The sequence below is a fragment of the Massilia sp. Root418 genome (genome assembly GCF_001425265.1).
Classification (GTDB): domain Bacteria; phylum Pseudomonadota; class Gammaproteobacteria; order Burkholderiales; family Burkholderiaceae_D; genus Rugamonas.
The window spans coordinates 738,848-765,078 of the sequence record NZ_LMEC01000011.1 but is presented as its reverse complement, the minus strand read 5'-3'; the positions used below and the strand labels follow the sequence as shown (position 1 = coordinate 765,078).

Here is a 26,231-nt window from a genome sequence, read left to right as displayed (position 1 = left end):
GGTGCCCCACATCCCGGACGGCGCCCCGCATCCTGCACAGTGCCCCACATCCCGCATGGCGGCCCCCCATACTGCACCACCATCCCGGACGGCGGTCCGTAGGGCGGGTTAGCGCAAAGCGCGTAACCCGCCAATCACGCCAGGAACTCCTCCAGCATCGCCGCCAGCTGCTCCGGCTGGTCGTGGTGCAGCATGTGGCCCGCGTTGTCCATCATCTTCGCGGTGACGTTGGCCAGGTGCCCCAACCTGCGGTCGATTTCCACCCGCGCCTCTTCCTTCGGCCCCATCCACAGCCACATATTGGTGTGCTCGGCCTCCACCCACAGTACCGGCGCCGTGATCGCGCGCCAGCACGCCATCACCTCCTCCACGTGGTACAGCAGCGGGTTGATGCGCTTGTGCGCCGGGTCGCCCAGGATTTCCCACTCGCCCTTGTCGTTCTGCCCGGCCCAGTGGCTGGCGAGGAAGGCCGCCCGCTCGTCCGACAGGCGCGGATTGGTCTTCTGCAGGCGCCTGGCCACCTCGCCCAGGTCCGCGTAACCCCGCATTTCCTGCGGCTCCAGCAGCTCGTCCATCCACTTGGCGTAGCGCGCCGGCGCCTGGTCCGGCGTGGTGGACTTCATGCCGAAGCCCTCCAGGTTGACCAGGCGGCGGATGCGTTCGGGCCGCGCGCCGGCGTACAGGCCCACCACATTGCCGCCCATGCTGTGGCCCAGCAGGTTGACCGGGCTGTCCGGCTGGTAGTGGCGCAGGATGGCGTCCAGGTCGCCCAGGTAATCGACAAACCAGTACGTATCCACGCGCGGGCGCTCGGTCAGGCCGAAGCCGCGCCAGTCGGGCGCAATTACATGCCAGTCGCCCTGCAGCGCGTCCACCACGAACTGGAAGGATGCGGACACGTCCATCCAGCCGTGCACCATGAAAATCTTGGGCGCCCCTTCCCTTCCCCAGTGGCGGACGTGGGTGCGGTTGCCGCGCACGTTGATGAATTCGGATCGGGATGGTTTCATGATGATTGCAGCCTTGAAAGTGGCGCGGCGAGCGCAATATGGGTGCCTTGGACGGGCGCAAATCCCGATATTAGCACGACCGTTCGCAAAACCTGAAGCAAGCCGATGCCCGGCAGGCGTAAAATAGCGCCATTCCGCAGTTTCCACAAACATCATCTAGGCTTTCCATGACCATCTACCAGCTGGGCGACGACGCGCCCGAGATTGATGCTTCCGCCTTTGTTGCCGACACGGCCAACGTGATCGGTAAAGTAACCCTGCACGCCAACGCTACGGTGTGGTACGGCACCACGATCCGCGGCGACAACGAGCGCATCACCATCGGCGAGAACAGCAATGTCCAGGAAAACAGCGTGCTGCATACAGACATGGGCTTCCCCATGACCCTGGGCAAGAACGTGACCGTGGGCCACCAGGCCATGCTGCACGGCTGCACCATCGGCGACGGCTCGCTGGTGGGCATCCAGGCTGTAATCCTGAACGGCGCCAGGATCGGCAAGGGCTGCCTGGTGGGGGCCGGCGCCCTGGTCACCGAAGGCAAGGAATTCCCGGACAACCAGCTCATCATCGGCTCGCCCGCCAAGGCGGTGCGCACGCTGACGGAACAGGACGTGGCCAAGCTGCGCGGCGCTGCCGACGGCTACGTGCAGCGCGGCCGGCTGTTCAAGACGCAACTCAAGAAAATAGGATAAACAATGAGCATCACCCCAGAACTGGCCGCCGGCCAGGACACCCTGCAGAAATTCATCTTCGACAACGCCTCGGTGCGCGGCGAGCTGGTCGACATCTCGGCCACCTGGCGCGAAGTGCAGGCGCGCCACGACTATCCGGTGCCCGTGAAGCGCCTGCTGGGCGAGATGGTGGCGGCAGCCGCCCTGCTGTCGGCCAACCTGAAGTTCAACGGCTCGATCATCATGCAGATCCACGGCGACGGGCCGGTGCGCCTGCTGGTGGTGGAGTGCGACGCCGACCTGCGCCTGCGCGCCACGGCCAAGCTGACCCCGGACGCGGCCATCGACGACGACGCCGGCGTGATGCAGCTGCTGAACGCGCACGGCAAGGGCCGCTTCATCATCACGCTCGATCCGGCCGACAAGGTGCCGGGCCAGCAGCCTTACCAGGGCATCGTGCCGCTGGACGGCGACGACGTGGCCACCGTCATCGAAAACTACATGCAGCGCTCGGAACAGCTGGACACCAAGCTGTGGCTGGCGGCCGACGACAACGTGGCGCGCGGCCTGCTGCTGCAAAAGCTGCCGCACCACGGCGGCAAGGCTGAAACGGCGCAGCTGTCGCAGGAAGAGGCGCTGGAGACCTGGAACCGCGCGGTGATCCTGGGTTCCACGCTGAAGCAGGAGGAAATCCTCAGCACCACCATCGACGTGCTGATGCAGCGCCTGTTCTGGGAAGAGACCATCCGCGTGTTCGATCCGGTGCATCCGTCCTTCCACTGCAGCTGCACCCGCGAGAAGGTCGGCAATATGCTCAAGATGCTGGGCCAGGAAGAAGTGGAAGGCGTGCTCGATGAGCAGGGCACCGTCGCCATCAACTGCGATTTCTGCGGCCAGCACTACGAGTACGACAAGGTGGACTGCGCCCAGCTGTTCGCCACCAGCGCTCCCGCCGAAGTGCTGATGCACGCCAGCGAAGCCAAGCACTAAGCATCACCAGGCGTCCCGTTCTGCGCGGGACGCCCTCCCTCCCCTTCCCCTCCCGCCGTTTCATCAATTCGTCATCGTACCGTCATGCCGCCGTCACACCGGCTGGTTACGCTGCGCGTCGTTTGCATTTCTCTCAATGTTTCCGACCACAGGCTCACGATGAACAAGACTCTCCTCGCTTCCGCCATCTGCATGGCATTCTCCCTCCAGGCTTTCGCCGCCGAACCGGAAGCGCCGGCAGCGGCCGACAGCGGCAGCGAAATGGCCGCAGCCGCGGCCGGCCCGGTGGCCACGGTGGAAGTGGCCTCGCGCAAAACCCGCTCCTCGGTAGCGATGACGAAGGCCGACATGCAGAAGATCCTGCCCGGCATCAATCCGCTCAAGGCGCTGCAGGCGCTGCCTGGCGTGAGCTTCCAGACCGCCGACCCATGGGGCAACAATGAACAGAACCTGTCGCTGTTCGTGCACGGTTTCAGCGGCCAGCAGCTGGGCTACACCATGGACGGCGTGCCGCTGGGCGACCAGCAGTACGGCAACTACAACGGCCTGTCGCCGCAGCGCGCAGTCATCAGCGAGAACGTGCGCAGCGTCATCCTGTCGTCCGGCGCGGGCGACCTGGCCACCGCCTCGACCAGCAACCTGGGCGGCACCATCGAAACCTTCTCCAGCGACCCGCTGGCCGCGCGCGGCGCCACCGTGCAGCAGACCGTGGGCAGCTACCGCACTTCGCGCACCTATGCGCGCTTCGACACCGGCAATTTCGGCGGCGGCAATAGCGCGTATATCTCGGCGGTGCACCAGAAACAGCGCGCCTGGGACTTCAACGGCAAACAGGGCGGCGACCAGGTCAACGCCAAGTTTGTCAACCAGGGCGAGGCCGGCAAGCTGACACTGTACTTCGCCTACTCGGACAAGACCGAGCCGAACGAGGACAGCACCGTGCACGTGGCCGGGGAGACCAGCGCCCCCTACACCCGCCCCTTCACCTATCCCGACTTCGCCTATGCGCTGGGCTACCTGTCGCCCACCGGCGCCACGCCTGCGGCCGACGGCAACAACTACCGCAACTACTACAGCGATGCACAGCGCAAGGACTACCTGGGCTACGCCAAGTTCGACTGGCGCCTGGGCGAGTCCACCACCTGGAGCAACCAGGTCTACCATCACGACGACGACGGCGTGGGCGTGGTGGCCGGTCCGATCGGCGTGGCCGGCCTGCCGGCGCTGTTCGCGGTGTACTACCCGAACCAGAACCTGAAGCAGGTGTTCGGCGGATCCGGCTACGCCACCCGCACCACCGAGTACGACATCAAGCGCAGCGGCGCGCTGTCCACCCTGCGCAGCGAATTCGGCGGCCACACCGTGCAAGGCGGCGTATGGTTCGAACATAACCAGTCCTCGGCCTATCGCCGCTGGTACGCGCTGGACGTGAACAATCCCAGCTCGCCGTACGACCGCCCATCCAATCCGCTGATCACGCAGTACGGCAGCACCATCGACAACAAGGTGATCCAGCTGCACCTGCAGGACGAATGGCGCGTGCAGCCCGACCTGGTGCTGCAGGCCGGCTTCAAGTCCAGCCTGCAGGACGCGGACGGCCAGTTCCCCGTGCAGCCGCGCAAAGGCGCCATTGCCGGCGGCTCCACCGCGCTGCCGGTGGGCCGGATCGAAACCAAAAAATGGTTCCTGCCGCAGATCGGCGGCCGCTGGGACGTGACGGCACAGGACCAGCTGTTCTTCAACGTGCAGAAGAACATGCGCCAGTTCGTCACCTACGGCGGCGGCGGCGCCTCGCCATGGTCGCTGGCCAGCCAGCAGGCGTTCGACCTGTTCAAGTCCACCGCCAAGCCGGAAACCTCGGTCACGTATGAAGCGGGCCTGCGCAGCAACCACCAGCTGGACTGGGGCATGCTGAAAGCCTTCGACGGCCAGGTCAACATCTACCACGTGGACTTCAAGGACCGCCTGCTGCAGATCAGCCCTACCCCGGTGATCTCCGCCATCATCGGCGGCAACCCGGTGCTGGCCAACGTCGGCAGCGTGAAGATCGACGGCATCGATTTGTCGGGCACCTTCCACTTCGGGCGCGGCTTCTCGCTGTACAACGCGCTGTCCTATAACCGCGCCAAGTACGAGGACAATTACAGCAACGGCGCCACCGTGGTGCCAACCGCCGGCAAGACGGTGCCGGGCAATCCGCAATGGATGAACAAGTTCGTCGCCACCATGACCGTGGCCGACACGGAGTTCCAGCTGAGCGGCGACTACGTGGGCAAACGCTACGCCACCTACACCAACGACCTGGCGGTGCCGAGCTACTTCCTGCTGGGCCTGGGCGTGTCCGGCCAGCTGCCCTTCCTGAACGGCGGCGTGGTGAAGAACGCGCGCTACCGCGTCAACGTGAGCAACCTGGCCGACCGCATGGGCAGCCTGAACGTGGTCGTGGGCGCGGCCGACAAGACGTACAATACCTTCCCGATCGCACCGCGCCAGGCCTTCCTCACCGTGATGGCGGACTTCTGATGAACAGCATCCTCAACGCACGCCGCCTGCTCTCTCGGCGCGGCTTTATCGGCAGCGTGGCCGCCGCCGGCGGCAGCGCGCTGCTGGTGCCGCCTGCCTTCGCTGCCTCACCCGCCGGCGGCATAGGCGCGGCGGCCACGCTGGCCGGCAGCACCGGCTCGCCGGCAGCCGGCCCGGCACCGGCTGGCGGCGCCAGGCCGCTGGTGTTTGCCCATCGCGGCGCCAGTGCGCTGAGGCCTGAGCATACGCTGGCGGCCTACGCCAAAGCCATCGCCGACGGCGCGGACTACGTGGAGCCGGATCTGGTCTGCACCAGGGACGGCGTGCTGGTGGCACGCCACGAGGCCTTCCTGAACGAAACCACGGACGTGGCCAAACGGCCGGAATTCGCCAGCCGGCGCACGCGCAAGACCATCGACGGCCAGACCCACGAAGGCTGGTTCGTGGACGACTTCACACTGGCCGAAATCAAGACGCTGCGCGCGGTCGAACGCATTCCCGAATCGCGCCCCGGCAGCGCGCAGTTCAACGGCATGTTCCAGGTGGTGACGTTCGAGGAAATCATCGACTTCGTGGCGGCGCAGTCGGCCGCCGCCGGGCGCGTGATCGGCCTGGTGCCCGAGCTGAAAAGCTCGGCCTACTTTGCCGGAGTTGGCCTGGCGCTGGAGGACCGCTTCATCTCCACCCTGGCCGCGCACGACTACACGCGCCGGCATCCGGTGGAAATCCAGTCCTTCGAAGTGGCCAATCTCAAATACGTGCGCGACCGGCTGGGCAGGCGCGCCAACGTGCGCCTGATGCAACTGGTGGGCGCCCCCGCGCAGCGCCCGGCGGACGTGGCGGCGGCCGGCGGCAGCCTGACCTATGGGCAGATGTGCTCGCCGGCTGGGTTAAAGGCGATTGCCGCCTACGCCGACGTGGTGGCGCCGCCGACGCGCATGCTGATACCGCTGAAGCAGGACGGTTTTTTGGCCGAGCCGACGTCGCTGGCAGCCGATGGCCACGCGGCCGGCCTGCGCGTGGAGACCTGGACCTTCCGTCCGGAGAACCGCTTCCTGGCCGCCGATTTCCGCGACAGCGCAGGCGAGCACGCGCGCAATCCGGCCGGGTCGGTGGCAGAGATCAGGCGCTATCTGAAACTGGGGCTGGATGGGTTCTTTACCGACGATCCGGCGCTGGGCCGCGTTGCGGTGGATGGCTGAGCTTTGGCGGGTTACGGCTGCGCCTAACCCGCCCTACGTGCAACCGTGGCGCCGACGTAGGGCGGGTTAGCGAAGCGTAACCCGCCGGAGCCGCCGCAGGCTCAAGCCCTGGGCAGATTGCGCGTCAACTCCACCCAAGCCTGCGGCTGCGGCTTGGCGCGCTCGCGCACGCCGAAGAAGGTCACCACCAGTTCGCCGTTCTTGTCAAAGAACTCCACCGACGTCACCCCCGCGCGCTGCACCACGTAGCCGCTGCCGAACGCGCTCTCGCGCAGGTGCAGGTTGAAGTCCGGGTCCAGCACGTTGTACCAGTCGCCGCTGGCGGCGGTCTTCTCGATCACACCGCTGAAAATCTGCGTCACCGAACCGTTGCCCAGGAAGGCCATGATGGGCAGTTTCTGCCTGGCCGCCTCGTCCAGCAGATTGCGCACCGCCTTCGGCGGCACGCGCTGCACCGCGCCCTCGGGCGCCAGGCGCATGGCCTGCTCGCGCGAGATGCCGAACTCGCCCAGCAGGCGGTTGAACTGGTGCACGTCCGTCATCTCTTTCCAGGCCAGCTGGAACTCCTTCACATCGATGGCCGCATCCGGCTTCTCGGCCTGCTTCGGCGCCGCCGGCACCACTTTCAGCGCCGCGTGCTGGTCCGGTGCACGGAAGTCCGCCACCAGCTTGTCGAACACGCCAACAGCCGCTTCGTTCTTCAGGTACAGCTTGTGCGCGGCGGTGCCGGTTTCGTCGAAGAATTGCAGGCTGCGCGAGAGCTGGCCATCGCGGCCCGGCTGCACCACCGCAAACGCGTGCTTCCAGTTGGCGAAGTTGAAGCGCAGGTCGATCTCGCCGCCCAGGTAGCCGCCGGCGATATTGCGCATGCGCGCCTCGCGCTCCGGGTCATTCTGCGCGCCCGCCGCGGCCTGCGCCGCTGCGGCTGCCATATCCTGTTCCAGGCGGCTGGCAACGCCGGTGCGTTCCAGCACGCCGTTCTCGTTGCGGGTCAGTGCCAATACCTTGCCCAGGTCCAGCGCGCGGCGCATGATGTCGCGCGCCGCGTTGCCGTCGCTCTTCAGCAGCGTGACGGTGCTGCCGATGCCGGTGGCCAGCAGCTCGGCTTCGGACACATTCAACGCGCGCGCTGCGTCGCGGATTTGCAGCTTGGGCTGCTCGGCGCGCAGCTTTTCCCAACGCTGGGCCAGGCCGGCATCGGCAGCCAGGGCTGGCATGGCGCTGAACATCAGCGCGCTGGCCAGGGCCAATGCGTAGCGGTGATGAGTTTTCATAAAGGTCTCCAGAATCAGTACATCAGTTTAAAGGCAACGGCGTAAGTGCGCCCGGTTTTTACCTGGCGTTCGATATCGGCCAGCGCGGCGGCGCTGGTGCCGGCGGCCAGCGTGCGGGCGCTGGCGTAGTCCCAGTACTTCTTGTCGCCCAGGTTGTAGGCCCCGGCCGTGATGGTGGCGTGCTTGCCGACGTTGAAGTAGGCGGTCAGGTCCATCACGGCCGATGCGGGCACGGCGAACAGCGCTGCGGTGGCGCCGCTGACCACGTCCGGCGCGGCCTGCTTGGCGCGCACATGCACGGTGGTGAAGGCGACGCCGCCGCGCTGGGACGGGTCGTCCCAGGCCAGGGTGGCGCTGCCCTTGTAAGGCAGCACGGTGGCCAGGTCGGCCTTCTTGCCGGTCTTGCTGTTGATGGACGTGCCGCGCGAGCCGCCCGCCGCCAGCGCCACGCTGGCGCCGTTCAACGGCGCGGACCACTGGCCCAGCTCGATGCGCGTGTTCATCTCCATGCCCCAGATTTCGGCCTGGGCCACGTTCTCGGGCCGGAACAGGCCCTGGCTGAGGGTGGGATAGTTGACCGGGTCGGCCGGCTGCGCCACGTATTCGATGAAGTTCTTGTACGCCGTATAGAACATGGACGCGCTGAACTGCACGCCCTGGCGCGGCTCGCCCTTCACACCCAGCTCGAAGGCCTTGCTGGTCTCCTTTTCCAGCCTTGCGTTGCCCAGCACGCCGTAGCCCTGCCCGGCGCCGGTGTAGCTGAAGGAGTCGTAAGTGCTGGTGCGGTCGGCGCCGGTGGGCAGGCGCGCGCCGCGCTTGTAGCTGGCGTAGGTATTGAAGCTGGGCGCCAGCTCGACCGACAGGCCCAGGCTGGGCGCTACGTAGCTGTCGCTGTCGTCCTTCAGCTCCCTGGCAGCGGACGGCACGGCGATGAAGTAGTTTTCCAGGTTCTTCGGGCTCAGCTCGCGGTGCTCCACGCGCAGACCCGGCGTCAAGGTGGCGTTGCGGCCGGCCAGCGGGAAGACGATCTCGCCGCGCACATAGGCGGCGATCTTCAAGGTGTCCATATCCGCCATGCGGTTCTTCTGCGTCAGCTGGTGCACGTTCGAGCCCACCACGGTGCGGTCCTCTTTCCACGGCCGGCGCGTCTCCAGGTCTTCCACGGAGAAGCCGTAGTGCAGCAGCGTGGCGGCGTTGAGCTGCTTGGCCGCGTCGCTGGCGATGCCGATGCTCTTGTTGAACAAGCCGGTGGCAATGTCGCGCGTGTAGGGACGTCCGCCGGTGACGTAGGGCGCATGGGTGCTGTCTTCCACCTTCGCGTCCTGCACGTAGAGGCGGGTGTCGACGGTATCGAATAGCGCGCTGCCGGCGCCGGCGTAGCCGTGGTCCAGGCTGACGCGCGTGCGGCGCGTGGTGGAGGCCTGCTGCGAGCCCTCGGGATACAGCGACAGCTGCTTGTTCCTGATCTCGCGGTCGTGCTCCGACTTGTAGGCGTCCACGGTGACGCCCAGCTTGTGGCCGGCCAGCGGCGCCCAGCTGAATTTGCCGAGCAAGGCGTCCGAAGACCAGTCGTCCGGATTGAACACCGTATTGCCCTTGCTGCGCAGCTGCTGGCCGTCGCGGTGCACCAGCACGGCCAGCGCCTTCAGCGCGCCGAAGCCCATGGCGCCGGTCAGCGCGTGCATGGTCGCCCGGTCGCCGGAGGTGTGGCCGACCTTGTATTCGGCGTAGCTGTTGCGGGTCCCGCTCAGATAGTCTTCCGGCGACTTGGTGACGAAGGACACGCTGCCGCCCAGGCCGGGCGCCCCTGCCCCCGCCGCCGTGGTGCCGGAGCCGATGCGCACTTCGCGGAAGGTTTCGGGATCGAAGTAGTCGCGGCCGATGCCGAAGCTGTTCAGGGTGGTCGCATCCGGCTTGGGCGCGGCGTCCGGCAGCGCGATGCCGTCCAGCTCCAGGCTGACGCGGTTGCCTTCGATGCCGCGGATGTTGAAGCCGGTGTTGCCCGCGCCGTCCCAGATATTGCCGGTGCCGATGCCGGCCGCCGGCACGCTGATGAGCGGCTCGTAGCGCGCCATATTGCCCATATCGGTGGCGTTGCGCCTGGCCAGTTCGGCGCTGCCGATGACGGTGGCGGTGCCGGCCTTGGCGGGTGCGTCATCGCGCTTGGCGGTGACGAGGATTTCGTTCAGCTCGGTGGTTTGCGCCAGCGCCGGCGCGGCGGGCAAGGCGAAAGCGGACAGCAGCAGCGCGGCAAGGCGCCGCTGGCGCGGAGGGATGGCAGCCATAACATTCCAGATAAGGTGAGATTAAAGCTGGCTCCCCTTACGGTTTTGCTGGCAACGGCGCATCTTAACAAGAATGATTCTTATTTACAAGTAGGACGGGTTAGCGCATGCGCGTGACCCGCCGGGCATCGCGGCGGCGCTGGCGGGTTACGCGCCACGCGCTAACCCCTACCGCTACGAGTCCATGCCGTTCAATGCGCAGGGGCTGCGGCGGTGGCGGCAGCCGGGCCGGCAGGCGGCGGCTGGGTCTGGCCCTTGCCGAGGATCTGGATGTAGATTTCGTTCTGCTTGATCATGCTCAGCTCGAAACGGGCCCGCTCTTCGACGGCGCCGGTGCCGTCCTTCAGGTCGCGCACTTCGGAATCGAGTTTGGCGTTGCGGCTTTTCAGCTCGTCATTTTTTTTGTGGGCGACGGCCACCTGGTCTTCCAGGTCGGCCACGCGCAGCCAGCCGCCTTTCCCCAGCCACAGCGGGTACTGTATCAGCAGCAGCAGCGCTGCCAGTGCAAGGGTAATCAAACGCATATGGGGATAGCCAGCCAGGGCAAGCCTGGCTGGCGTCGTGCTATTACTTCAGGTTGTAGAACGCGTCACGGCCAGGGTAGGAAGCGATGTCGCCCAGGTCTTCCTCGATGCGCAGCAGCTGGTTGTACTTGGCCATGCGGTCCGAACGGGACATGGAACCGGTCTTGATCTGCAGCGCGTTGGTGCCCNCGCCCAGGTCTTCCTCGATGCGCAGCAGCTGGTTGTACTTGGCCATGCGGTCCGAACGGGACATGGAACCGGTCTTGATCTGCAGCGCGTTGGTGCCCACGGCGATGTCGGCGATGGTCGAGTCTTCGGTTTCGCCCGAACGGTGCGAGATCACGGCGGTGTAGCCGGCGCGCTTGGCCATTTCGATGGCGGCGAAGGTCTCGGTCAGGGTGCCGATCTGGTTGATCTTGATCAGGATGGAGTTGGCGATGCCCTTCTGGATGCCTTCTTTCAGGATCTTGGTGTTGGTGACGAACAGGTCGTCGCCCACCAGCTGGACCTTCTTGCCCAGCGCGGCGGTCAGGGTGGCCCAGCCTTCCCAGTCGCCTTCGTGCATCGCGTCTTCGATCGAGATGATCGGGTACTTGTCGCACCAGGTCGACAGCAGGTTGGTGAACTCGACCGCAGTCAGGCTCATGCCTTCGCCGTCCAGCTGGTACTTGCCGTCCTTGTAGAATTCGGACGCGGCGCAGTCCAGGCCTAGTGCGATCTGGGTGCCCGGCTCGTAGCCGGCTTCTTCGATGGCCTGGATGATCAGCTTGATCGCTTCTTCATGGTTGGCCAGCGATGGGGCGAAGCCGCCTTCGTCGCCCACGGCGGTGCTCAGGCCCTGCTTGTGCAGGATCTTTTTCAGCGTGTGGAACACTTCCGCGCCGTAGCGGATGGCTTCCTTGAACGACGGGGCGCCCACTGGAATGATCATGAATTCCTGGATGTCCAGGTTGTTGTCGGCGTGCGCGCCGCCGTTGATGACGTTCATCATCGGCACCGGCATCTGCATGGCGCCCGAACCGCCGAAGTAGCGGTACAGCGGCAGGCCGGCTTCTTCAGCGGCAGCCTTGGCCACGGCCATGGAGACGGCCAGCATGGCGTTGGCGCCCAGGCGGGACTTGTTCTCGGTGCCGTCCAGGTCGATCAGGGTGCGGTCCAGGAAGGCTTGCTCATTGGCGTCCAGGCCCATGATGGCTTCCGAGATTTCGGTGTTGATGTTCTCGCAGGCTTGCAGCACGCCCTTGCCGAAGTAGCGCTTCGGGTCGCCGTCGCGCAGTTCGATGGCTTCGCGCGAACCGGTCGACGCGCCCGACGGCACCGCCGCGCGGCCCATCACGCCCGACTCCAGCAGCACGTCGCACTCGACGGTGGGATTGCCGCGCGAATCGATCACTTCACGGCCGATAATGTCTACGATAGCACTCATGTCATTCTCCAAAGTTTAAGCAAAAACTGTTGCCTGCACGGCCGGCACTCGCGGTCCCCGCGCAAAATTGCAGCAAGGGTAACAGACGGCGGCCGGATGTGGAAGCGGGCCCGGCGTATGTGTTCTATACGCCGGGCCCGCCCGGTATCTCATGCCTGTGGAACTTAGTTAAAACTAGTTTCCAGGAAGCCAGCTTTCTTGGTCACGCGGTCCAGTTCGATCAGCACCGACAGCAGTTCCTTCATGCGGCCCAGCGGCACCGCGTTCGGGCCGTCCGACAGCGCGGTGGCCGGGGTCGGGTGGGTTTCCATGAACAGGCCCGCCACGCCCACGGCCACGGCCGCGCGCGACAGCACCGGCACCATCTCGCGCATGCCGCCCGAGGAGGAACCGTTACCGCCCGGCAACTGCACCGAGTGGGTGGCGTCGAACACCACCGGGGCGCCGGTTTCGCGCATGATGGACAGCGAGCGCATGTCCGACACCAGGTTGTTGTAGCCGAAGGAGGCACCGCGTTCGCAGGCCATGAAATTGTCTTCCGGCAGATTCTTGGCGGCCGCCGCAGCGCGCGCCTTGGCGATCACGTGCTTCATGTCGCCCGGGGCCAGGAACTGGCCCTTCTTGATGTTCACCGGCTTGCCCGATTCGGCGCAAGCGTTGATGAAGTCGGTCTGGCGGCACAGGAAGGCCGGGGTTTGCAGCACGTCCACTACCGACGACACCACCTCGATTTCCTCGATGGTGTGCACGTCGGTCAGCACCGGCACGCCCAGTTCGCGTTTCACGTCGCCCAGGATTTCCAGGCCTTTATCCATGCCCGGACCGCGGTAGGAGGTGCCGGACGAACGGTTCGCCTTGTCGAAGGACGACTTGTAGATGAAGGGGATGCCCAGCTCGCTGGTCATTTCCTTCAGCGCGCCGGCCACGTCGAACGCCATCTGGCGCGACTCGATCACGCAGGTGCCGGCGATCAGGAAGAATGGCTGGTCGAGGCCAACGTCAAATCCGCACAGTTTCATGCCGCGTCTCCTTCAAGTTGGACTGCATGCAGACCCTTGGATGCTTTTTGCGCCAGCGCCGCCTTGATGTAGGACGTAAACAGCGGATGGCCGTCGCGCGGGGTCGATTTGAATTCAGGGTGGTACTGCACGCCCATATACCATGGGTGCGCGTTCTCGCCGCTGCGCGGCAGTTCCATGATTTCGCACAGGTCTTCGGTCGGCGTACGCGCCGCCACCACCAGGCCGGCCGCTTCCACGCGGCCCAGGTAGTGGTTGTTCGCTTCGTAGCGGTGGCGGTGGCGCTCGGTCACCACGCTGCCGTAGATTTCCGAGGCCAGCGTGCCCGGCTTGACGGCGCAGGCTTGCGCGCCCAGGCGCATGGTGCCGCCCAGGTCCGACTTCTCGTCGCGCTTTTCAACCTTGCCGTCCAGGCCTTGCCACTCGTCGATCAGGGCCACCACCGGCTGGTCGGTGCCTGGATCGAATTCGGTGGAGTTGGCGTTGCTCAGGCCGGCCTTGTGGCGCGCGTACTCGATCAGCGCGACCTGCATGCCGAGGCAGATGCCCAGGTAAGGGATCTTGTTTTCACGGGCGAACTGGGCCGCCATGATCTTGCCTTCCACGCCGCGCTTGCCGAAGCCGCCCGGCACCAGGATGGCGTCGTACTTGGCCAGCTCGGCGCAGCCGGTGGTCTCGATCTCTTCCGAGTCGATGTACTCGATGTTGACCTTGGATTCGTTGTGGATGCCGGCGTGGCGCAGCGCTTCGGTGAGCGACTTGTACGACTCGGTCAGCTCCACGTATTTGCCGACCATGCCGATCGACACTTCCGCTTTCGGGTGCTCCAGCGTGTAGATCAGCTTGCTCCACACGGACAGGTCGGCCGGGGCCGGGTTCAGGTCCAGCGCCTCGCAGATGATGGCGTCCAGGCCCTGGTCGTGCAGCATCTGCGGCACTTTGTAGATGGTGTCCACGTCCCATACCGAGATCACGCCGCGTTCTTCGATATTGGAGAACAGCGAGATCTTGGCGCGCTCGTCTTCCGGAATGGCGCGGTCGGCGCGGCACAGCAGCGCATTCGGCGTGATGCCGATTTCGCGCAGTTTCTGTACCGAGTGCTGGGTCGGCTTGGTTTTCAGTTCGCCTGCCGAGGCGATGTAGGGCACCAGGGTCAGGTGCACGAAGGCGGTGTTCTTGCGGCCGGCGCGCAGGCTCAGCTGGCGTGCCGCTTCCAGGAAGGGCAGCGACTCGATGTCGCCCACGGTGCCGCCGATTTCGCACAGGGCCACGTCGTAGCCTTCCGCGCCGCGGCGGATGTAGTCCTGGATTTCATTGGTGATGTGCGGGATCACCTGCACGGTCTTGCCCAGGTACTCGCCGCGGCGTTCCTTGCGGATCACCGATTCGTAGATCTGGCCGGTGGTGAAGTTGTTCACCTTTTTCATGCGGGTGGAGATGAAGCGCTCGTAGTGGCCGAGGTCGAGGTCGGTCTCTGCGCCGTCATCGGTAACAAAGACTTCTCCGTGCTGCATGGGGCTCATCGTGCCGGGATCGACGTTGATGTAAGGGTCCAGCTTGAGCATGGTGACTTTGAGGCCGCGCGATTCGAGGATCGCGGCGAGGGAGGCGGCGGCTATCCCTTTACCAAGGGAAGACACAACGCCACCGGTGACGAAGACATATTTGGTCATTGCGGGTCGGTGCCGAACGGCACGTGCGGGAAATTGAAATTATAGCCTAAATTGCGCATTTCTTCATCATCCCGGCGGGAAATATCCCCTCGCGGCCCGGCACGGATGAGCAAAACGGCAAGATTGCCGCCAGTGTTGGTCAACGTACAGAGCCGCCCGCGTGGATGCTGGACACTGGCATTTTCCAACCAGGAGGACGACATGAGCTACGAAGAACGCGACGCCTACGGCATGTATGTGGACCGGGGCCACAAGGGTCCGGGCCCTGAACTGATGGGTGCCGACACGCTGATCGGCGACCACGTGCACAACCTGAAGAACGAGCACCTGGGCGAGATCAAGGAAATCATGCTGGACATGCGTACCGGCAAGATCGCGTATGCCGTGATGGCGAGCGGCGGCGTCTTCACGCTGGGCGAGCGCCTGTTCGCGGTGCCTTGGGAAGCCCTGACGCTGGACACCGTGAACAAGCGCTTCACGCTGAACATCGACAAGGAACGCATCGACAATGCGCCCGGCTTCGACACCGACCACTGGCCCAACATGGCCAACCAGGCCTGGGCCACCGAAATCCACAACTACTACGGCACCAGCGCGCGCTAAGCCCGCCCCCGCTGCCGCTGCCGCAGCCCTGAACCGCGCGCCCGCTTCGACGGGCGCGTTGCGCTTGTGCCGCCCCGTCCTATGGGGCGCGCCGCATCGGCACGTAGGCGATGCCGTTCTGTTCCACGCGCGCGCCGGTGGCGGTGAAGCCGAAATATTCGTACATCGGCATGCCGTAGACCGAGGCATTGACCGTCATGGCCTGCCCGGCCGCCGCCGCACGCGCCAGCTCCCACAGCTGGCGCGCCAGGCCCATGCCGTGATAGCGTTTCGCCACGTATAAATGGAACAGATGCGTGCCATGGCGCAGCGCCACCACGCCGGCCAGGTCGCCGTCCAGCCAGCCCGTCCAGTACTGGTATTCCTCGCCGATCACGTAGCGCTCGATGGCGCCCTGCGACATGCTCATCATGAACTGCTCGGCGCCCGCGCCGTCCGGCTGCAAGGTCATAAACGGCATCAGCTCGTTAATCAGCGCGCTGATGGCCACCGCGTCTTCCCGTATCGCTTTCCGCATTAGCATTTTTTCCATGCCGCATTGTGCCAGAATCGGTATAGTGAAGGCACCCAGCAAGCAGCCAGAGGAGCAAGCATGGAGAACGACTACCGCGCCATTGCGCAGTTCCTGATTCCCACCGAGGCGCACCTGGTGTGCGGCTGCCTGGTGGCGGCCGGCGTGCCAGCCGTGGTGTGCGACGACCAGCTGGTGCAGGCCAATCTGCTGTGGGCGCCGGCCATCGGCGGCGCGCGCATCCTGGTGCCCGAGGCATTCATGGCCAGGGCGCGCGCGGCGCTGGCGGCGTATGAGCGCGGCGAGTACGCGCTACCGGAAGATGCGGACGTGGGCGCGCAGCGCTGAGCGGCGCATTCGGCCAGCCATCGCCGCTAGCAGAAGTCGCGGCTGGCGGTGGGCAGGCTGCCCAGCAAATGGCTCATGTCCACCAGCCGCTTGGCCACCAGGTGGCGCACGATGCCTTCCTGCTGCCACACGCCGTACACGCCCAGCAGCTGCGCGCCCAGCACTTCCTTGCGCTGCTGCTCCACCAGCGACGGCCAGATGATCACGTTCACATTGCCCGTTTCGTCCTCTATCGTGATGAACAGCACGCCCTTGGCCGTGCCGGGCCGCTGCCGCACCGTGACGATGCCGCAGCCGCGCGCAAGCTGGCCGTTGCGGTAGGTGTTCAGGGTGGACGCCGGCATGAAACGGTGCTCCAGCAAGGTGGCACGCAGCAGCGCCAGCGGGTGGCGGCGCAAGGTCAGCCCTTGCGCGCGGTAGTCGCCGACGATGTCGTCGCCTTCGCTGGGCGGGCGCAGCTGCGGCGTTTCCTCGTCCGGCTCGGTGGGCCGCAGCAAGTCCTTGTCGGGCACGGCGCCGGCCGCTTCCCATAACGCCTGGCGGCGGTTGCCGGACAGGCCTTCCAGCGCATTGGCGCCGGCCAGCACCTGCAGGTCGTGCCGGTCCAGGTCGGCGCGCCGGGCCAGGTCGGCCACGCTGGCGAAGGGGCGCACCGCGCGCGCCTGTTCGATGCGCTCGGCGCTCCCGGGCCGCATGCCGCGCAGCACCGAAAAGCCCAGCCGCACCGCCGGCTGGCGGCGCGCGCCGGCCTCTTCCTCCAGCGCCGAATCCCAGCCGCTGACGGCAACGTCCACCGGCCGCACGATCACGCCATGGCGCCTGGCATCCTGCACCAGCTGCGAGGGACCATAAAAGCCCAGCGGCTGGCTGTTGAGCAAGGCGCACAGGAAGGCGGCCGGCTCGTGGCATTTGACCCAGGAGCTGGCATAGGTCAGCAGCGCGAAGCTGGCCGCGTGCGATTCGGGAAAGCCGTACTCGCCGAAGCCCTGGATTTGCTGGCAGATGGCTTCCGCGAAGTCCTTGTCGTAGTTATTCCTTACCATGCCCTCGACGATCTTTTTCTGGTATTTTTCAATGTCGCCCTTGCGCTTCCAGGCCGCCATGGCGCGCCGCAGCTGGTCTGCTTCGCCCGGCGTGAAGTCGGCCGCGATCATGGCGATCTGCATCACCTGCTCCTGGAAGATGGGCACGCCCAGGGTGCGCTCCAGCGCCTCCTTCAGGCGCGGCTGGTACTCGACCAGCGTGGGGTCCATGCGGCGCTGCAGATAGGGGTGGACCATGCCGCCCTGGATCGGCCCTGGCCGCACCAGCGCCACCTCCACCACCAGGTCGTAGAACTTGCGCGGCCGCAGGCGCGGCAGCATGCTCATCTGCGCGCGCGACTCGATCTGGAACACGCCGACGGTGTCGGCCTCGCACATCATGTCGTAGGTCTGCGGGTCTTCGCGCGGGATGTCCTGCAGGCGGAACAGCATGCCGCGCCGCTCGCCGATCAAGTCCAGCGAACGGCGCAAGGCGGACAGCATGCCCAGCGCCAGCACGTCCACCTTCAGCAAGCCCAGCTCTTCCAGGTCGTCCTTGTCCCACTGGATCACGCTGCGGTCCTCCATGCTGGCGTTTTCAATCGGCACCAGGCGCGACAGCTTGTCCTGCGCGATGACGAAGCCGCCCACGTGCTGCGACAGATGGCGCGGCATGCCGAGGAACTGGTAGGCCAGCGTGGCCCACTGGTGCGCCAGCTTTGATTCCGGGTCCAGCCCGCTTTCGCCCAGGCGGGCCAGCAAGTCCTGCTTGCTGTCGAACCAGCGGTGCGACTTGGCCACCTTTTCCACGATGGCCAGGTCCACGCCCAAGGCCTTGCCGGCGTCGCGCAGCGCGCTTTTGGGCCGGTAGCAAATGACGGTGGCGGCCAGCGCGGCACGGTGGCGGCCGTACTTGGTGTAGATGTACTGGATTACTTCCTCGCGCCGCTGGTGCTCGAAGTCCACGTCGATATCCGGCGGTTCGGCGCGCTCGCGGGAAATGAAGCGTCCCACCAGCAGCTTGCTGTGCGCGGGATCGACCTCGGTCACGCCCAGGCAGTAGCACACGGCCGAGTTGGCGGCCGAGCCGCGCCCTTGGCACAGGATGCCCAATGAACGGGCATAGCGCACGATGTCGTACACGGTGAGGAAATAGAACTCGTAGCCCAGTTCGGCAATCAGGTCCAGCTCCTCTTCCACCTGCTTCTGCACCGCTTCCGGCATGCCTTGCGGATAGCGGGTCTGCGCGCTGATATAGGTTTCCTGGCGCAGGTAGCTGGCCGGCGTGTGGCCCTGCGGCACCAGCTCGTGCGGGTATTCGTAGCGCAGCTCGTTCAGCGAAAAGGTGCACTGCGCGGCGATGCGCACCGTTTCGTCCAGCGCGGTGCGCGGATACAGGTTGGCCAGCCGCAAGCGCGAGCGCAAGTGCTGCTCGGCGTTCTGCGCCAGCTCGTAGCCGCACTCGCCCACCGGGCGGCCCACGCGCACGGCGGTGAGCGTGTCGAGCAGCGGCTTGCGCGAACGTACGTGCATGCGCACATTGCCCACTGCCGTCACCGGCAAGCCGTGCTGCCAGGCCACCTCGTCTATGCTCATGCGGTGCGCCTCGTCGAAGGCGTGCTGCAGCAGGCTCAGGCCGATCCAGGCCCGGCCGGGGAACTGGGCCGCCATCCAGGCCGCCTGCACGTGCAGCGCGTCCACGTCCTCCGGCTGGTCGGACGGGTAATGCGGCAGCAGGATCAGCAGGCAGTCCGGCAAGCCCTTCAGGTGCGCCTGGGCCGGCTGCGGCGCGGCGATGTCGTCCAGGTAGAGCTTGTAGCTGCCCTTGACCACGCCTTCGCGCATGCGCGCCAGCGTGATCAGCTCGGACAGGTTGCCGTAGCCGTTGCGGTTGGTGGCCAGCGCCAGCAACGACAAGCCCGGCGCCCCATCCGGCTTGCTCAATTGGAAATGGCTGCCGATCAGCAGCGGGAATGGCCGCTCGCCCTCAGGCGTGGCCTGGCGGGCCGCCCCGTGCGCCCGCACCACGCCCGCCAGCGAGCACTCGTCGGTGATGGCCAGCGCGGCATAGTCCAGCTGCAAGGCGCGCTCGACCAGCTCCTCGGCATGCGAGGCGCCTTGCAAAAATGAAAAGTTCGTCAGGCAAAACAGTTCCGCATAGGCTGGCAAACTGCTGGCTGGCGACGGATTAGGGGGCGGCATGATCAAAAAATTACTGTATATAAACACAGTATTGTACGCGCATCGTGCAGTCCTGGACAGCCTGGGCTATGCTATTCGGCCCCGCAACTTTCCGTCTTTCAACATGCGTACCGTTTACGAACTGAAATGCTTCGGCAGCCGCCCCGGTGAAGGCAACGTAGCGCTGGTGGTGCTGGGGGATGGCTCCAGCGAGGCCGAACGGCAGGCGTTCGCACGCCAGCAGAATCGCAGCGCTTGCGTGTTCGTGGACGCCCCGGGCGGCGGCCACGGCGCGCCGGACGGCAGCGCCCGCTTCGTGCTGGATTACTACTATCCGCACACGCGCAGCCCGCTGTGCCTGCACGCCACGCTGGCGGCGGCGCGGGTGCTGTTGCGTGAACATGGCGCGCCGCTGGCGGTGCGCACCGCCATGCGCGGACAGCTGCTGCAGCTGTCCGAAAGCGGAAGCGGGGACGCCGGCGGCGGCCCGGGCGGCGTGTTTGTCCGCCTGCAGCACCAGCCGGCGCCGGACGTGGCCATTTCGCCGGACCTGCCGGGCGCCCTGCTCGGCCAGCCGGCGCCGGGCGTGGCGCTGAAGCTGGCCTCCGCGCCCGCCATCGCCTCGGTGGGCAGTCCCAAGCTGCTGCTGGAAGTGGACAGCAGCGCAACCCTGCAGGCGCTGCGCCCCGACCTGGCGCGCATCGCGGTCTGGGGCAAGGAGCACGGAGTGAGCGGTTGCTACGCCTACACGCAGCGGGCCGACGGCAGTGTTGAAGGCCGCAACTTCAACCATCTGGACCCGGCCCTGGAAGACAGCGCCACCGGCGTGGCGGCCGGCGCGCTGACGGTGCACCTGGGCCGCGCCATCACCCTGCACCAAGGCGCCAAGCTGGGCCAGCCCTGCCTGCTGCGCACCGAGCTGGACGGCGAACACATATTAATCGGCGGCGCCGCCGAGTTTTTGCCGGCCTTGTGAGTGGAAACACTGTCACATACACCATTTTTTGCAGAGCACAATAGAAAATAGTGTATGTGTGCGAAATTGAAACAGCTTACAGTTCGTAACTTTCAGATGGGTTCGCCGACCTTTAAAATCAGCGAAATCTTTCATCTGGAGAAACACGTGCCCACAATTTCCGCACTCCGCCGCTCCGTCCTCGTCAGCTTGTACGGCACCGCCGCGCTGGCGACCATGGCGCCGGCAGCCCATGCCCAGAGCGCCGACACCACCGCCAGCGCCGCCCCCATGCAGTCAGTCAACGTGGTCGGCTCGCGCCGCGCCACCAGCTCGGCCACCGACACCGTGGTGCCGGTCGACGTGATCCCCATGAACAAGGCGGCCGAGCAAGGCGCCCAGTTCGACCTGTCGCAAACGCTGACCTATATCTCGCCCTCGTTCAACTCCACCCGCCAGACCGGCGCGGACGGCGCCGACCTGGTGGACTCGGCAGCGCTGCGCGGCCTGAGCTCGGACCAGACCCTGGTGCTGATCAACGGCAAGCGCCGCCACACGGCCGCGCTGGTGAACATCTTCGGTGCGCGCAACCGCGGCAGCACCGGCACCGACATGAACACCATCCCCACCATGGCCATCAAGGACGTGCAGATCCTGCGCGACGGCGCCGCCGCCCAGTACGGCTCGGACGCGATTGCCGGCGTGATGGACATCGGCCTGAAAAAGAACGTCGGCTGCGAATCGTCGGTAGGCTACAGCCAGTACTCGGCCGGCGACGGCAAGAACTACATGGCCTCGGCCTACTGCGGCTTTGCCGTGGCGGGCGGCGCGGTGGGCATCACCGGCGAGTACCTGGACCGCGGCCGCTCCAACCGCGCCGAGCCGGGCAATCCGCGCACCATCGGCGACTCCAAGTCCGAGAACCAGACCGTCTACCTGAACGGCGAGATCCCGGCCGGCGCAGGCGGCAAGGTCTACTTCACGGCCGGCCTGCAGCAGCGCGACGCCTCCAGCGGCGCCTGGGCGCGCGATGGCGTGGACGACGTGCCCACCCGTAACTCGGCCGCCATGTACCCGAATGGCTTCGTGCCCTTCATCAACGGCGACCTGGACGACCGCTACGGCATCATCGGCTACCGCAGCAAAGTGGGCGAGTGGAATACCGACATCTCGCAGACCTACGGCTACAACCGCCTCAAGTACAACATCAGCAACACGCTGAACGCCTCCATCGCCAACCTGCCGGCCAACAAGGGCATCAGCCCCAGCCGTTTCGACGCGGGCGGCTTCTCCTTCCAGCAGCTGACCACCAACGCCGACGCCAGCCGCTACTTTGAAGGCGTGATGGGCGACGGCATGAACGTGGCCTTCGGCGCCGAATACCGCCGCGAGACCTACAAGATCGTCGCCGGCGAACCTGGCTCCTACATCGACGCGGACGGCCCCGGCGGCGGCAACGCAGGCAGCCAGGGCTTCCCCGGCTTCCAGCCCGGCGACGCCACCAACACCAGCCGCCACAGCACCGCGCTGTACCTGGACCTGGAAGCGGACCTGAACAAGAAGACCAAGCTGCAGGGCGCGCTGCGCTACGAGAAGTTCAGCGACTTCGGCTCCACCGTCACCGGCAAGCTGGCCGGCTCCTACAGCCTGGCCGACGGCATGCTGCTGCGCGGCTCGGCCAGCACCGGCTTCCGCGCGCCGTCGCTGCAGCAGGCGCACTTCTCGTCCACCTACACCGACTTCGTGGGCGGCAAGCCGACCGACATCTCGATCACCCCGGCCGTGGGCGCGGTGGGCCAGCTGGCCGGCCTGCCGCCGCTGAAGGAAGAAAAGTCGCGCAGCTTCACCCTGGGCGCGACCTGGACCCCGACCGGCGCGCTGTCGGTGACGGCCGACCTGTACCACATCAAGATCAAGGACCGCATCGTGCTGTCCGGCCTGTTCGACGAGAGCAACTACCCTGCCCTGGCCGCCAAGCTGGCCACCCTGGGCGTGGGCGGCGCGCAGTTCTTCGTCAACTCGGTCGACACCAAGACCCAGGGCCTGGACCTGACCGCCTCGCACCGCGGCGCCATCGCCGGCAACAAGCTGACCACCTTCCTGGCCATGAACTTCGGCAAGACCGAAGTGGACGCCATCCACGCTCCGGCTGCGCTGAAGGGCTACGAGGACGTGCTGTTGTCCGAGCGCGAGCGCCTGTTCCTGGAACAGGGCGGCCCGCGCCGCAAGGCCACGCTGGGCTTCGACCTGACCACCGGCGCGCTGGAGACGGACTTCAAGATCATCCACTTCGGTCCGCAGACGCTGGGCACCTGGAGCGGCACCGCCTCCGGCGTGGCCAACCAGCACTACGCCGCCAAGACCTCGGCTGACCTGGGCTTCACCTACAGCTTCAACAAAAACACCAAGCTGACCTTCGGTGCCAGCAACATCTTCAACGTGCATCCGAGCGTGCAGGACCCGAACGAAACCGATAACGGCTTCAAGTACGAGAGCGTGCAGTTCGGCCTGAACGGCACTTCCTACTTCGGCCGCCTGTGGGTCAAGTTCTAAGCTGACTCCGCTTAACGGAAACGCCCGCCGCAGCAATGCGCCGGGCGTTTTTTTTGCGCCCTGCGCCTGATCCGGCGCCGCATCGCGGCCTCTACGCCGGCGCTACCATCGCAGCTCCACGCAGGAGGCCATATGGCGACCCTCACGCTCAATATTCCGGACGATTTGCATGCGGAACTGCGCCAGGCAGCGCGGGACCGCGACATTGCGCTGCGCGGCCCGGCTTACAGCGCTGAAATCTCGTCGCTCATGTTGAAGATGGCCTGGGCGTTGTACTGGTCGGCGAAGAAGGGGTCGCCGAACAGGGTGCCGGCTTCGGCCTTGTGGCGCAAATAGGTCAGCACCTGGCCGCGCTGCAGCGCGTAGCGGTCGTCCGAGATGTGGCGGTATTCGGCGCGGATGCCTTGCGTGTAGTGGCGGTAGACCTCCTCCGCCTGGCCCAGGATCGCCAGGTCCACGCTGAGCATGGTTTCCTTCAGCGGGTGCGCCACGCCGGCGCTCTGGAAATGGTCGGTGGCGCGTATCAGCGCGGCCACGTCGTCCGCGATGTCCGGGCCCAGGCCGCTGGCCAGCCATTGCCGGGCGCTGGCCTCCTCGTTGGAGAGGCCGCCGGCGGCGCCGTGGTCGTACACCGCGTCGTGGAACCAGAAGGCGGCGCGCACGATGTCGGCGTCGCGCTTGGACGGGCCGACGTTGGCGCTCCAGGTGCGGATCTCGGCCAGGCCGTGCACCAAGTGGTCCAGGTTGTGGTAGTGGCGGTCCGCCCCGCCGTAGGCGCCGGGGCCGGTCAGGCGCTCGAACCAGGCGTCCGCATTGGCGGCCGCCGCCGCGCGCGTGCCGGGATCGGCCATGGCGCCCTGCCATAGTGCGTCCCATTCCTTGCGCAGCCAGCTGGTGATCCAGGCCTTGTAGGCCGGCGCGGGCACGAAGTTCTTCATGGTCCAGTTCCAGCCCACCGGCCCTTCCAGCGCCTTCACGAAGCTGGAGCTGACCGAACCGAGGTCGCGCGGCGGCATCACGAACAGCGTCTTGGCGCCGCCGATCACGTCCACATTGGTTTGCTGGATCAGGTTTTCATAGTCGAAGTCGGCGGTGGTGCGGATGCCGCGCACCAGGTAGTCGATGCCGTGCTTCTTGGCCACGCGCGCGGTGTAGTCGCTTTTCACGATCTGCACCTGCACATTGTCCCAGCCGCGCTCGGCACAGCTCTCGGCAATGATGGCCTTGCGCTGCTCGGCGGAGAACTTGGGCTGCTTGGTGGAGTTCTCGGACAGGAACACCACCACCTCGTCCGCGATGGAGCGCGCCTCCCCGATCACCCACATATGCCCGTTGGTGATCGGGTCCAGGGTGCCCGAAAAGCCGATTTTCTTCATGCGCCGCTCCACTGCCGAGGTAAAACGCCATTCTAGCCGGGCGCGGCCCTTCCTGTTGCGGGAAACTCAACTTTTACCTGCAAACCGCCCAGCCGCCCGGACTGCCCCAGCACCAGGGCGGCGCCGTGGCGCTCGGCGATGGCCTTGATGATGGCCAGCCCCAGCCCGCTGCCGCCCGCCGCGCTGCCGGGCACCCGGTAGAAGCGGCTGAACACGCGCTCGCGCTCCTCCGGCGAAATGCCGGGGCCGCTGTCCTCCACGCACAGCACCGGGCCGCGCCCGGCTTCGGCCGGCTGGATCACTTCCACGTCCACCGTGCCGCCGGGCGGCGTGTACTTGATGGCGTTGTCGATCAGGTTGCGCAGCAGGATCAAGAGCGCGTCGCCCTGCCCCGCCACGCTGGCCTCGTCCACGCGCGGCAAGCCCAGGTCGATCTCGCGCGCCTGCGCGGCGCCGGCCATGTCGCCCAGGGTGCGCTTGGCCAGGTCGGCCAGGTTGACGCTGTCGAATTTCTGCTCGGTGCCGCCGGATTCCTGGCGCGCCAGCACCAGCAGCTGCTCCACCAGGCGCGTGGCGCGTTCGATGCCGGCCGTCAGGCGCCCCACCGCCACCGCGCGCGCGGACGCGTCCTCGGCACGGTCCAGGCTCAGCACCTGCAGCTTGAGCGCGGCCAGCGGCGAACGCAGCTCGTGCGCGGCATCCGCCACGAAGTGCTGCTGCGCCTCGAAGGCGGTGCGCACGCGGCCGAACAGCAGGTTCAGCTCGTGCACCAGGGGCTTGACCTCGTCCGGCAGGTCGTTCTCGGACACCGGCGACAAATCGTCCGCCTGGCGCGCCGCCACCTGCTTGCGCACGCGCGACACCGGCGCCAGCGAACCGCTCACCACCCACCACACCACCAGCATCAGCAGCGGCGCCATCAGGGCGATGGGCGCCACCGTGCGCAGCGCCAGCGCGCCGGCCATGCGCTGGCGCACCGCCATGTCCTGCGCGATCTGCACGGTCTGGTTGCTGGTCTGCACGGAGAAGATGCGGTAAGTGGCGCCGCGCACGCGCACATTGGAAAAGCCCAGCACAGCGCGCTGCGGCAGCTCGGCGCGGGACAGCGAACGGAACACCTGCACCCCGTCCGGGGTCCACACCTGCACCACCATGTCGTCGTTGCCGGGGTCGGCGGCCGGGCCGTTGGCGTGGTTGGCCAGCGGCGCGCCGGACCGCAGCGACAGCGCCATCTGCTGCATGTGGTAGTCGAAGATCTCGTCGGCGTCGCTGCGCGCGCTGCGGTAGGCGATCACGGCCTGCGCCATGGCCGCCAGCACGATGGCCGCCAGGAGGAACCACAGCAGGCGCGCGCGCAGCGAGTGCGACACCGAGCGCGAGACGGTCTTGCTGACCGACTGCGACATCGACGAGACGGACACCTTCATGCCTTGGGCACCATGTAGCCGAGGCCGCGCACGTTCTGGATCAGTTCGCTGCCCAGCTTCTTGCGCAAGCCGTGGATGTACACTTCCACCGCGTTGCTGTTGACTTCATCCTTCCAGCTGTACAGTTTTTCCTCCAGCTGGGCGCGCGAGAGCACGATGCCGGGGCGCGCGATCAGCGCTTCCAACACCGCCCATTCGCGCGCCGACAGGCTCACGTTCTGGCCGTTGGCGATCACTTCCCGGGTCTGCGGGTTGATCATCACGCCCTTGTGCTCGAACACGGGATCGGCGCGCCCGGCCGAACGGCGCAGCAGCGCGCGGATGCGCGCCAGCAGCTCGTCCAGGTCGTAGGGTTTCAGCACGTAGTCGTCCGCGCCGGCGTCCAGGCCGGCAATGCGCTGGTCCACCGCGTCGCGCGCGGTGGCCACCAGCACTGGCGTGATCTCCTTGCGCGCGCGCATGGAGCGCAGCACTTCCAGGCCGTCCTTGCGCGGCAGGCCCAGGTCCAGCAGCACCAGGTCGTACGTCTGCGTCTGCAGGGCCGTGTCGGCCATGTCGCCGTCCTTGACCCAGTCCACCGCGTAGTGCTCGGCCCGCAACAGGTCGAGCACCACTTCGCCGATCATCGTATCGTCTTCCACCAGCAGCAGCCGCATGG

At 66.4% G+C, this 26,231-nt stretch carries 21 protein-coding genes and 1 pseudogene; 8 read left to right on the top strand and 14 right to left on the bottom strand.

Annotated elements, in window-relative coordinates; genetic code table 11:
- Nucleotides 1–134: 134 nt before the first annotated feature.
- Nucleotides 135–1,010 carry an alpha/beta fold hydrolase gene (locus ASC94_RS10810; protein WP_056394187.1) on the bottom strand — a complete coding sequence of 292 codons (876 nt, stop codon included), beginning with the start codon at nt 1,008–1,010 and terminating at the stop codon, nt 135–137.
- Between the two features lie 167 nt (nt 1,011–1,177).
- Between ASC94_RS10810 and ASC94_RS10805 the strand changes: the two genes are divergently transcribed.
- From ASC94_RS10805 to ASC94_RS10790, 4 genes are all read left to right on the top strand, one after another.
- A complete protein-coding gene (locus tag ASC94_RS10805) occupies nt 1,178–1,702 on the top strand; it encodes a gamma carbonic anhydrase family protein (RefSeq protein WP_056394184.1) in 525 nt (174 codons plus the stop codon).
- Nucleotides 1,703–1,705: 3 nt separating this feature from the next.
- Nucleotides 1,706–2,671, top strand: coding sequence for an Hsp33 family molecular chaperone HslO (gene hslO, locus ASC94_RS10800; protein ID WP_056394181.1), 966 nt, complete (start codon nt 1,706–1,708; stop codon nt 2,669–2,671).
- A gap of 159 nt (nt 2,672–2,830) precedes the next feature.
- Complete coding sequence (locus ASC94_RS10795; RefSeq protein WP_056394178.1) at nt 2,831–5,194, top strand: TonB-dependent receptor; 2,364 nt, start codon at nt 2,831–2,833, stop codon at nt 5,192–5,194.
- The gene (locus ASC94_RS10790; protein ID WP_056394176.1) at nt 5,194–6,396 is read left to right on the top strand and encodes a glycerophosphodiester phosphodiesterase; all 1,203 of its coding nucleotides are present in this window, start codon (nt 5,194–5,196) and stop codon (nt 6,394–6,396) included. The genes ASC94_RS10795 and ASC94_RS10790 overlap by 1 nt, the downstream gene beginning before the upstream one ends.
- 101 nt (nt 6,397–6,497) lie before the next feature.
- On the opposite strand, the gene ASC94_RS10785 is transcribed toward ASC94_RS10790, so the two are convergent.
- The 8 genes and pseudogenes from ASC94_RS10785 to ASC94_RS32455 form a co-directional block, all read right to left on the bottom strand.
- A complete protein-coding gene (locus tag ASC94_RS10785; RefSeq protein WP_056394173.1) occupies nt 6,498–7,670 on the bottom strand; it encodes a hemin-degrading factor in 1,173 nt (390 codons plus the stop codon).
- A 14-nt stretch (nt 7,671–7,684) separates the two neighbouring features.
- Nucleotides 7,685–9,955, bottom strand: coding sequence for a TonB-dependent receptor domain-containing protein (locus tag ASC94_RS10780; protein ID WP_056394171.1), 2,271 nt, complete (start codon nt 9,953–9,955; stop codon nt 7,685–7,687).
- Between the two features lie 191 nt (nt 9,956–10,146).
- Nucleotides 10,147–10,479, bottom strand: a complete 333-nt coding sequence (gene ftsB / locus ASC94_RS10775) for a cell division protein FtsB (RefSeq protein ID WP_056394168.1) — start codon at nt 10,477–10,479, stop codon at nt 10,147–10,149.
- A gap of 43 nt (nt 10,480–10,522) precedes the next feature.
- Nucleotides 10,523–10,667 (bottom strand): annotated as a pseudogene (eno, locus tag ASC94_RS33630) (phosphopyruvate hydratase); the annotation flags it as partial.
- Between the two features lies 1 nt (nt 10,668).
- A partial coding sequence (eno, locus tag ASC94_RS10770; RefSeq protein WP_229417237.1) for a phosphopyruvate hydratase occupies nt 10,669–11,905 on the bottom strand: 1,237 nt, incomplete at its 3' end.
- A gap of 164 nt (nt 11,906–12,069) precedes the next feature.
- On the bottom strand, nt 12,070–12,924 hold the full coding sequence (gene kdsA, locus ASC94_RS10765; RefSeq protein ID WP_056394161.1) for a 3-deoxy-8-phosphooctulonate synthase: 855 nt from the start codon (nt 12,922–12,924) through the stop codon (nt 12,070–12,072).
- Nucleotides 12,921–14,597, bottom strand: a complete 1,677-nt coding sequence (locus ASC94_RS10760) for a CTP synthase (RefSeq protein WP_056394157.1) — start codon at nt 14,595–14,597, stop codon at nt 12,921–12,923. The genes kdsA and ASC94_RS10760 overlap by 4 nt, the downstream gene beginning before the upstream one ends.
- A complete protein-coding gene (locus tag ASC94_RS32455) occupies nt 14,594–14,740 on the bottom strand; it encodes a hypothetical protein (RefSeq protein ID WP_157201377.1) in 147 nt (48 codons plus the stop codon). Before ASC94_RS32455 ends, ASC94_RS10760 begins: the two co-directional genes overlap by 4 nt.
- 58 nt (nt 14,741–14,798) lie before the next feature.
- Between ASC94_RS32455 and ASC94_RS10755 the strand changes: the two genes are divergently transcribed.
- Entirely contained in the window at nt 14,799–15,200 is a 402-nt protein-coding gene (locus ASC94_RS10755; RefSeq protein ID WP_056394150.1) for a PRC-barrel domain-containing protein, read from the top strand.
- A 79-nt stretch (nt 15,201–15,279) separates the two neighbouring features.
- Here the strand turns inward: ASC94_RS10755 and ASC94_RS31675 are convergent, their stop codons facing one another.
- Nucleotides 15,280–15,717: a GNAT family N-acetyltransferase gene (locus ASC94_RS31675; protein ID WP_162251408.1), complete on the bottom strand. Its 438-nt coding sequence runs from the start codon at nt 15,715–15,717 to the stop codon at nt 15,280–15,282.
- 75 nt (nt 15,718–15,792) lie between these two features.
- Between ASC94_RS31675 and ASC94_RS10745 the strand changes: the two genes are divergently transcribed.
- Nucleotides 15,793–16,059, top strand: coding sequence for a putative signal transducing protein (locus ASC94_RS10745; RefSeq protein ID WP_056394147.1), 267 nt, complete (start codon nt 15,793–15,795; stop codon nt 16,057–16,059).
- Between the two features lie 26 nt (nt 16,060–16,085).
- Here ASC94_RS10745 and ASC94_RS10740 read toward each other — a convergent pair whose 3' ends face one another.
- Nucleotides 16,086–19,283 carry an error-prone DNA polymerase gene (locus ASC94_RS10740; RefSeq protein ID WP_056395018.1) on the bottom strand — a complete coding sequence of 1,066 codons (3,198 nt, stop codon included), beginning with the start codon at nt 19,281–19,283 and terminating at the stop codon, nt 16,086–16,088.
- A gap of 103 nt (nt 19,284–19,386) precedes the next feature.
- Here ASC94_RS10740 and ASC94_RS10735 point away from each other — a divergent pair, with 103 nt between their 5' ends.
- Nucleotides 19,387–20,238, top strand: a complete 852-nt coding sequence (locus ASC94_RS10735; RefSeq protein WP_056394145.1) for a PhzF family phenazine biosynthesis protein — start codon at nt 19,387–19,389, stop codon at nt 20,236–20,238.
- A gap of 147 nt (nt 20,239–20,385) precedes the next feature.
- Nucleotides 20,386–22,770, top strand: coding sequence for a TonB-dependent siderophore receptor (locus ASC94_RS10730; RefSeq protein ID WP_056395016.1), 2,385 nt, complete (start codon nt 20,386–20,388; stop codon nt 22,768–22,770).
- Between the two features lie 224 nt (nt 22,771–22,994).
- Here the strand turns inward: ASC94_RS10730 and coaD are convergent, their stop codons facing one another.
- From coaD to ASC94_RS10715, 3 genes are read right to left on the bottom strand one after another with little or no spacing between them, the layout of a single operon-like run.
- Nucleotides 22,995–24,146 (bottom strand): pantetheine-phosphate adenylyltransferase, encoded by a 1,152-nt coding sequence (gene coaD / locus ASC94_RS10725; protein ID WP_056394142.1) that lies wholly within the window; start codon nt 24,144–24,146, stop codon nt 22,995–22,997.
- Nucleotides 24,147–24,178: 32 nt separating this feature from the next.
- Nucleotides 24,179–25,573 (bottom strand): ATP-binding protein, encoded by a 1,395-nt coding sequence (locus ASC94_RS10720; protein WP_056394139.1) that lies wholly within the window; start codon nt 25,571–25,573, stop codon nt 24,179–24,181.
- Complete coding sequence (locus ASC94_RS10715) at nt 25,570–26,229, bottom strand: response regulator transcription factor (protein WP_056394137.1); 660 nt, start codon at nt 26,227–26,229, stop codon at nt 25,570–25,572. Before ASC94_RS10715 ends, ASC94_RS10720 begins: the two co-directional genes overlap by 4 nt.
- Between the last annotated feature and the right edge of the window lie 2 nt (nt 26,230–26,231).

Coding starts and splice junctions, on each gene's coding strand:
- ASC94_RS10780 (WP_056394171.1), bottom strand. CDS start 9,955: ATGGCTGCCATCCCTCCGCGCCAGCGGCGCCTTGCCGCGCTGCTGCTG.
- ASC94_RS10810 (WP_056394187.1), bottom strand. CDS start 1,010: ATGAAACCATCCCGATCCGAATTCATCAACGTGCGCGGCAACCGCACC.
- ASC94_RS31675 (WP_162251408.1), bottom strand. CDS start 15,717: ATGCGGAAAGCGATACGGGAAGACGCGGTGGCCATCAGCGCGCTGATT.
- ASC94_RS10740 (WP_056395018.1), bottom strand. CDS start 19,283: ATGCCGCCCCCTAATCCGTCGCCAGCCAGCAGTTTGCCAGCCTATGCG.
- ASC94_RS10760 (WP_056394157.1), bottom strand. CDS start 14,597: ATGACCAAATATGTCTTCGTCACCGGTGGCGTTGTGTCTTCCCTTGGT.
- ASC94_RS10720 (WP_056394139.1), bottom strand. CDS start 25,573: ATGAAGGTGTCCGTCTCGTCGATGTCGCAGTCGGTCAGCAAGACCGTC.
- ASC94_RS10795 (WP_056394178.1), top strand. CDS start 2,831: ATGAACAAGACTCTCCTCGCTTCCGCCATCTGCATGGCATTCTCCCTC.
- ftsB (WP_056394168.1), bottom strand. CDS start 10,479: ATGCGTTTGATTACCCTTGCACTGGCAGCGCTGCTGCTGCTGATACAG.
- hslO (WP_056394181.1), top strand. CDS start 1,706: ATGAGCATCACCCCAGAACTGGCCGCCGGCCAGGACACCCTGCAGAAA.
- coaD (WP_056394142.1), bottom strand. CDS start 24,146: ATGAAGAAAATCGGCTTTTCGGGCACCCTGGACCCGATCACCAACGGG.
- ASC94_RS10790 (WP_056394176.1), top strand. CDS start 5,194: ATGAACAGCATCCTCAACGCACGCCGCCTGCTCTCTCGGCGCGGCTTT.
- kdsA (WP_056394161.1), bottom strand. CDS start 12,924: ATGAAACTGTGCGGATTTGACGTTGGCCTCGACCAGCCATTCTTCCTG.
- ASC94_RS10715 (WP_056394137.1), bottom strand. CDS start 26,229: ATGCGGCTGCTGCTGGTGGAAGACGATACGATGATCGGCGAAGTGGTG.
- ASC94_RS10745 (WP_056394147.1), top strand. CDS start 15,793: ATGGAGAACGACTACCGCGCCATTGCGCAGTTCCTGATTCCCACCGAG.
- ASC94_RS10805 (WP_056394184.1), top strand. CDS start 1,178: ATGACCATCTACCAGCTGGGCGACGACGCGCCCGAGATTGATGCTTCC.
- ASC94_RS10735 (WP_056394145.1), top strand. CDS start 19,387: ATGCGTACCGTTTACGAACTGAAATGCTTCGGCAGCCGCCCCGGTGAA.
- ASC94_RS10785 (WP_056394173.1), bottom strand. CDS start 7,670: ATGAAAACTCATCACCGCTACGCATTGGCCCTGGCCAGCGCGCTGATG.
- ASC94_RS10755 (WP_056394150.1), top strand. CDS start 14,799: ATGAGCTACGAAGAACGCGACGCCTACGGCATGTATGTGGACCGGGGC.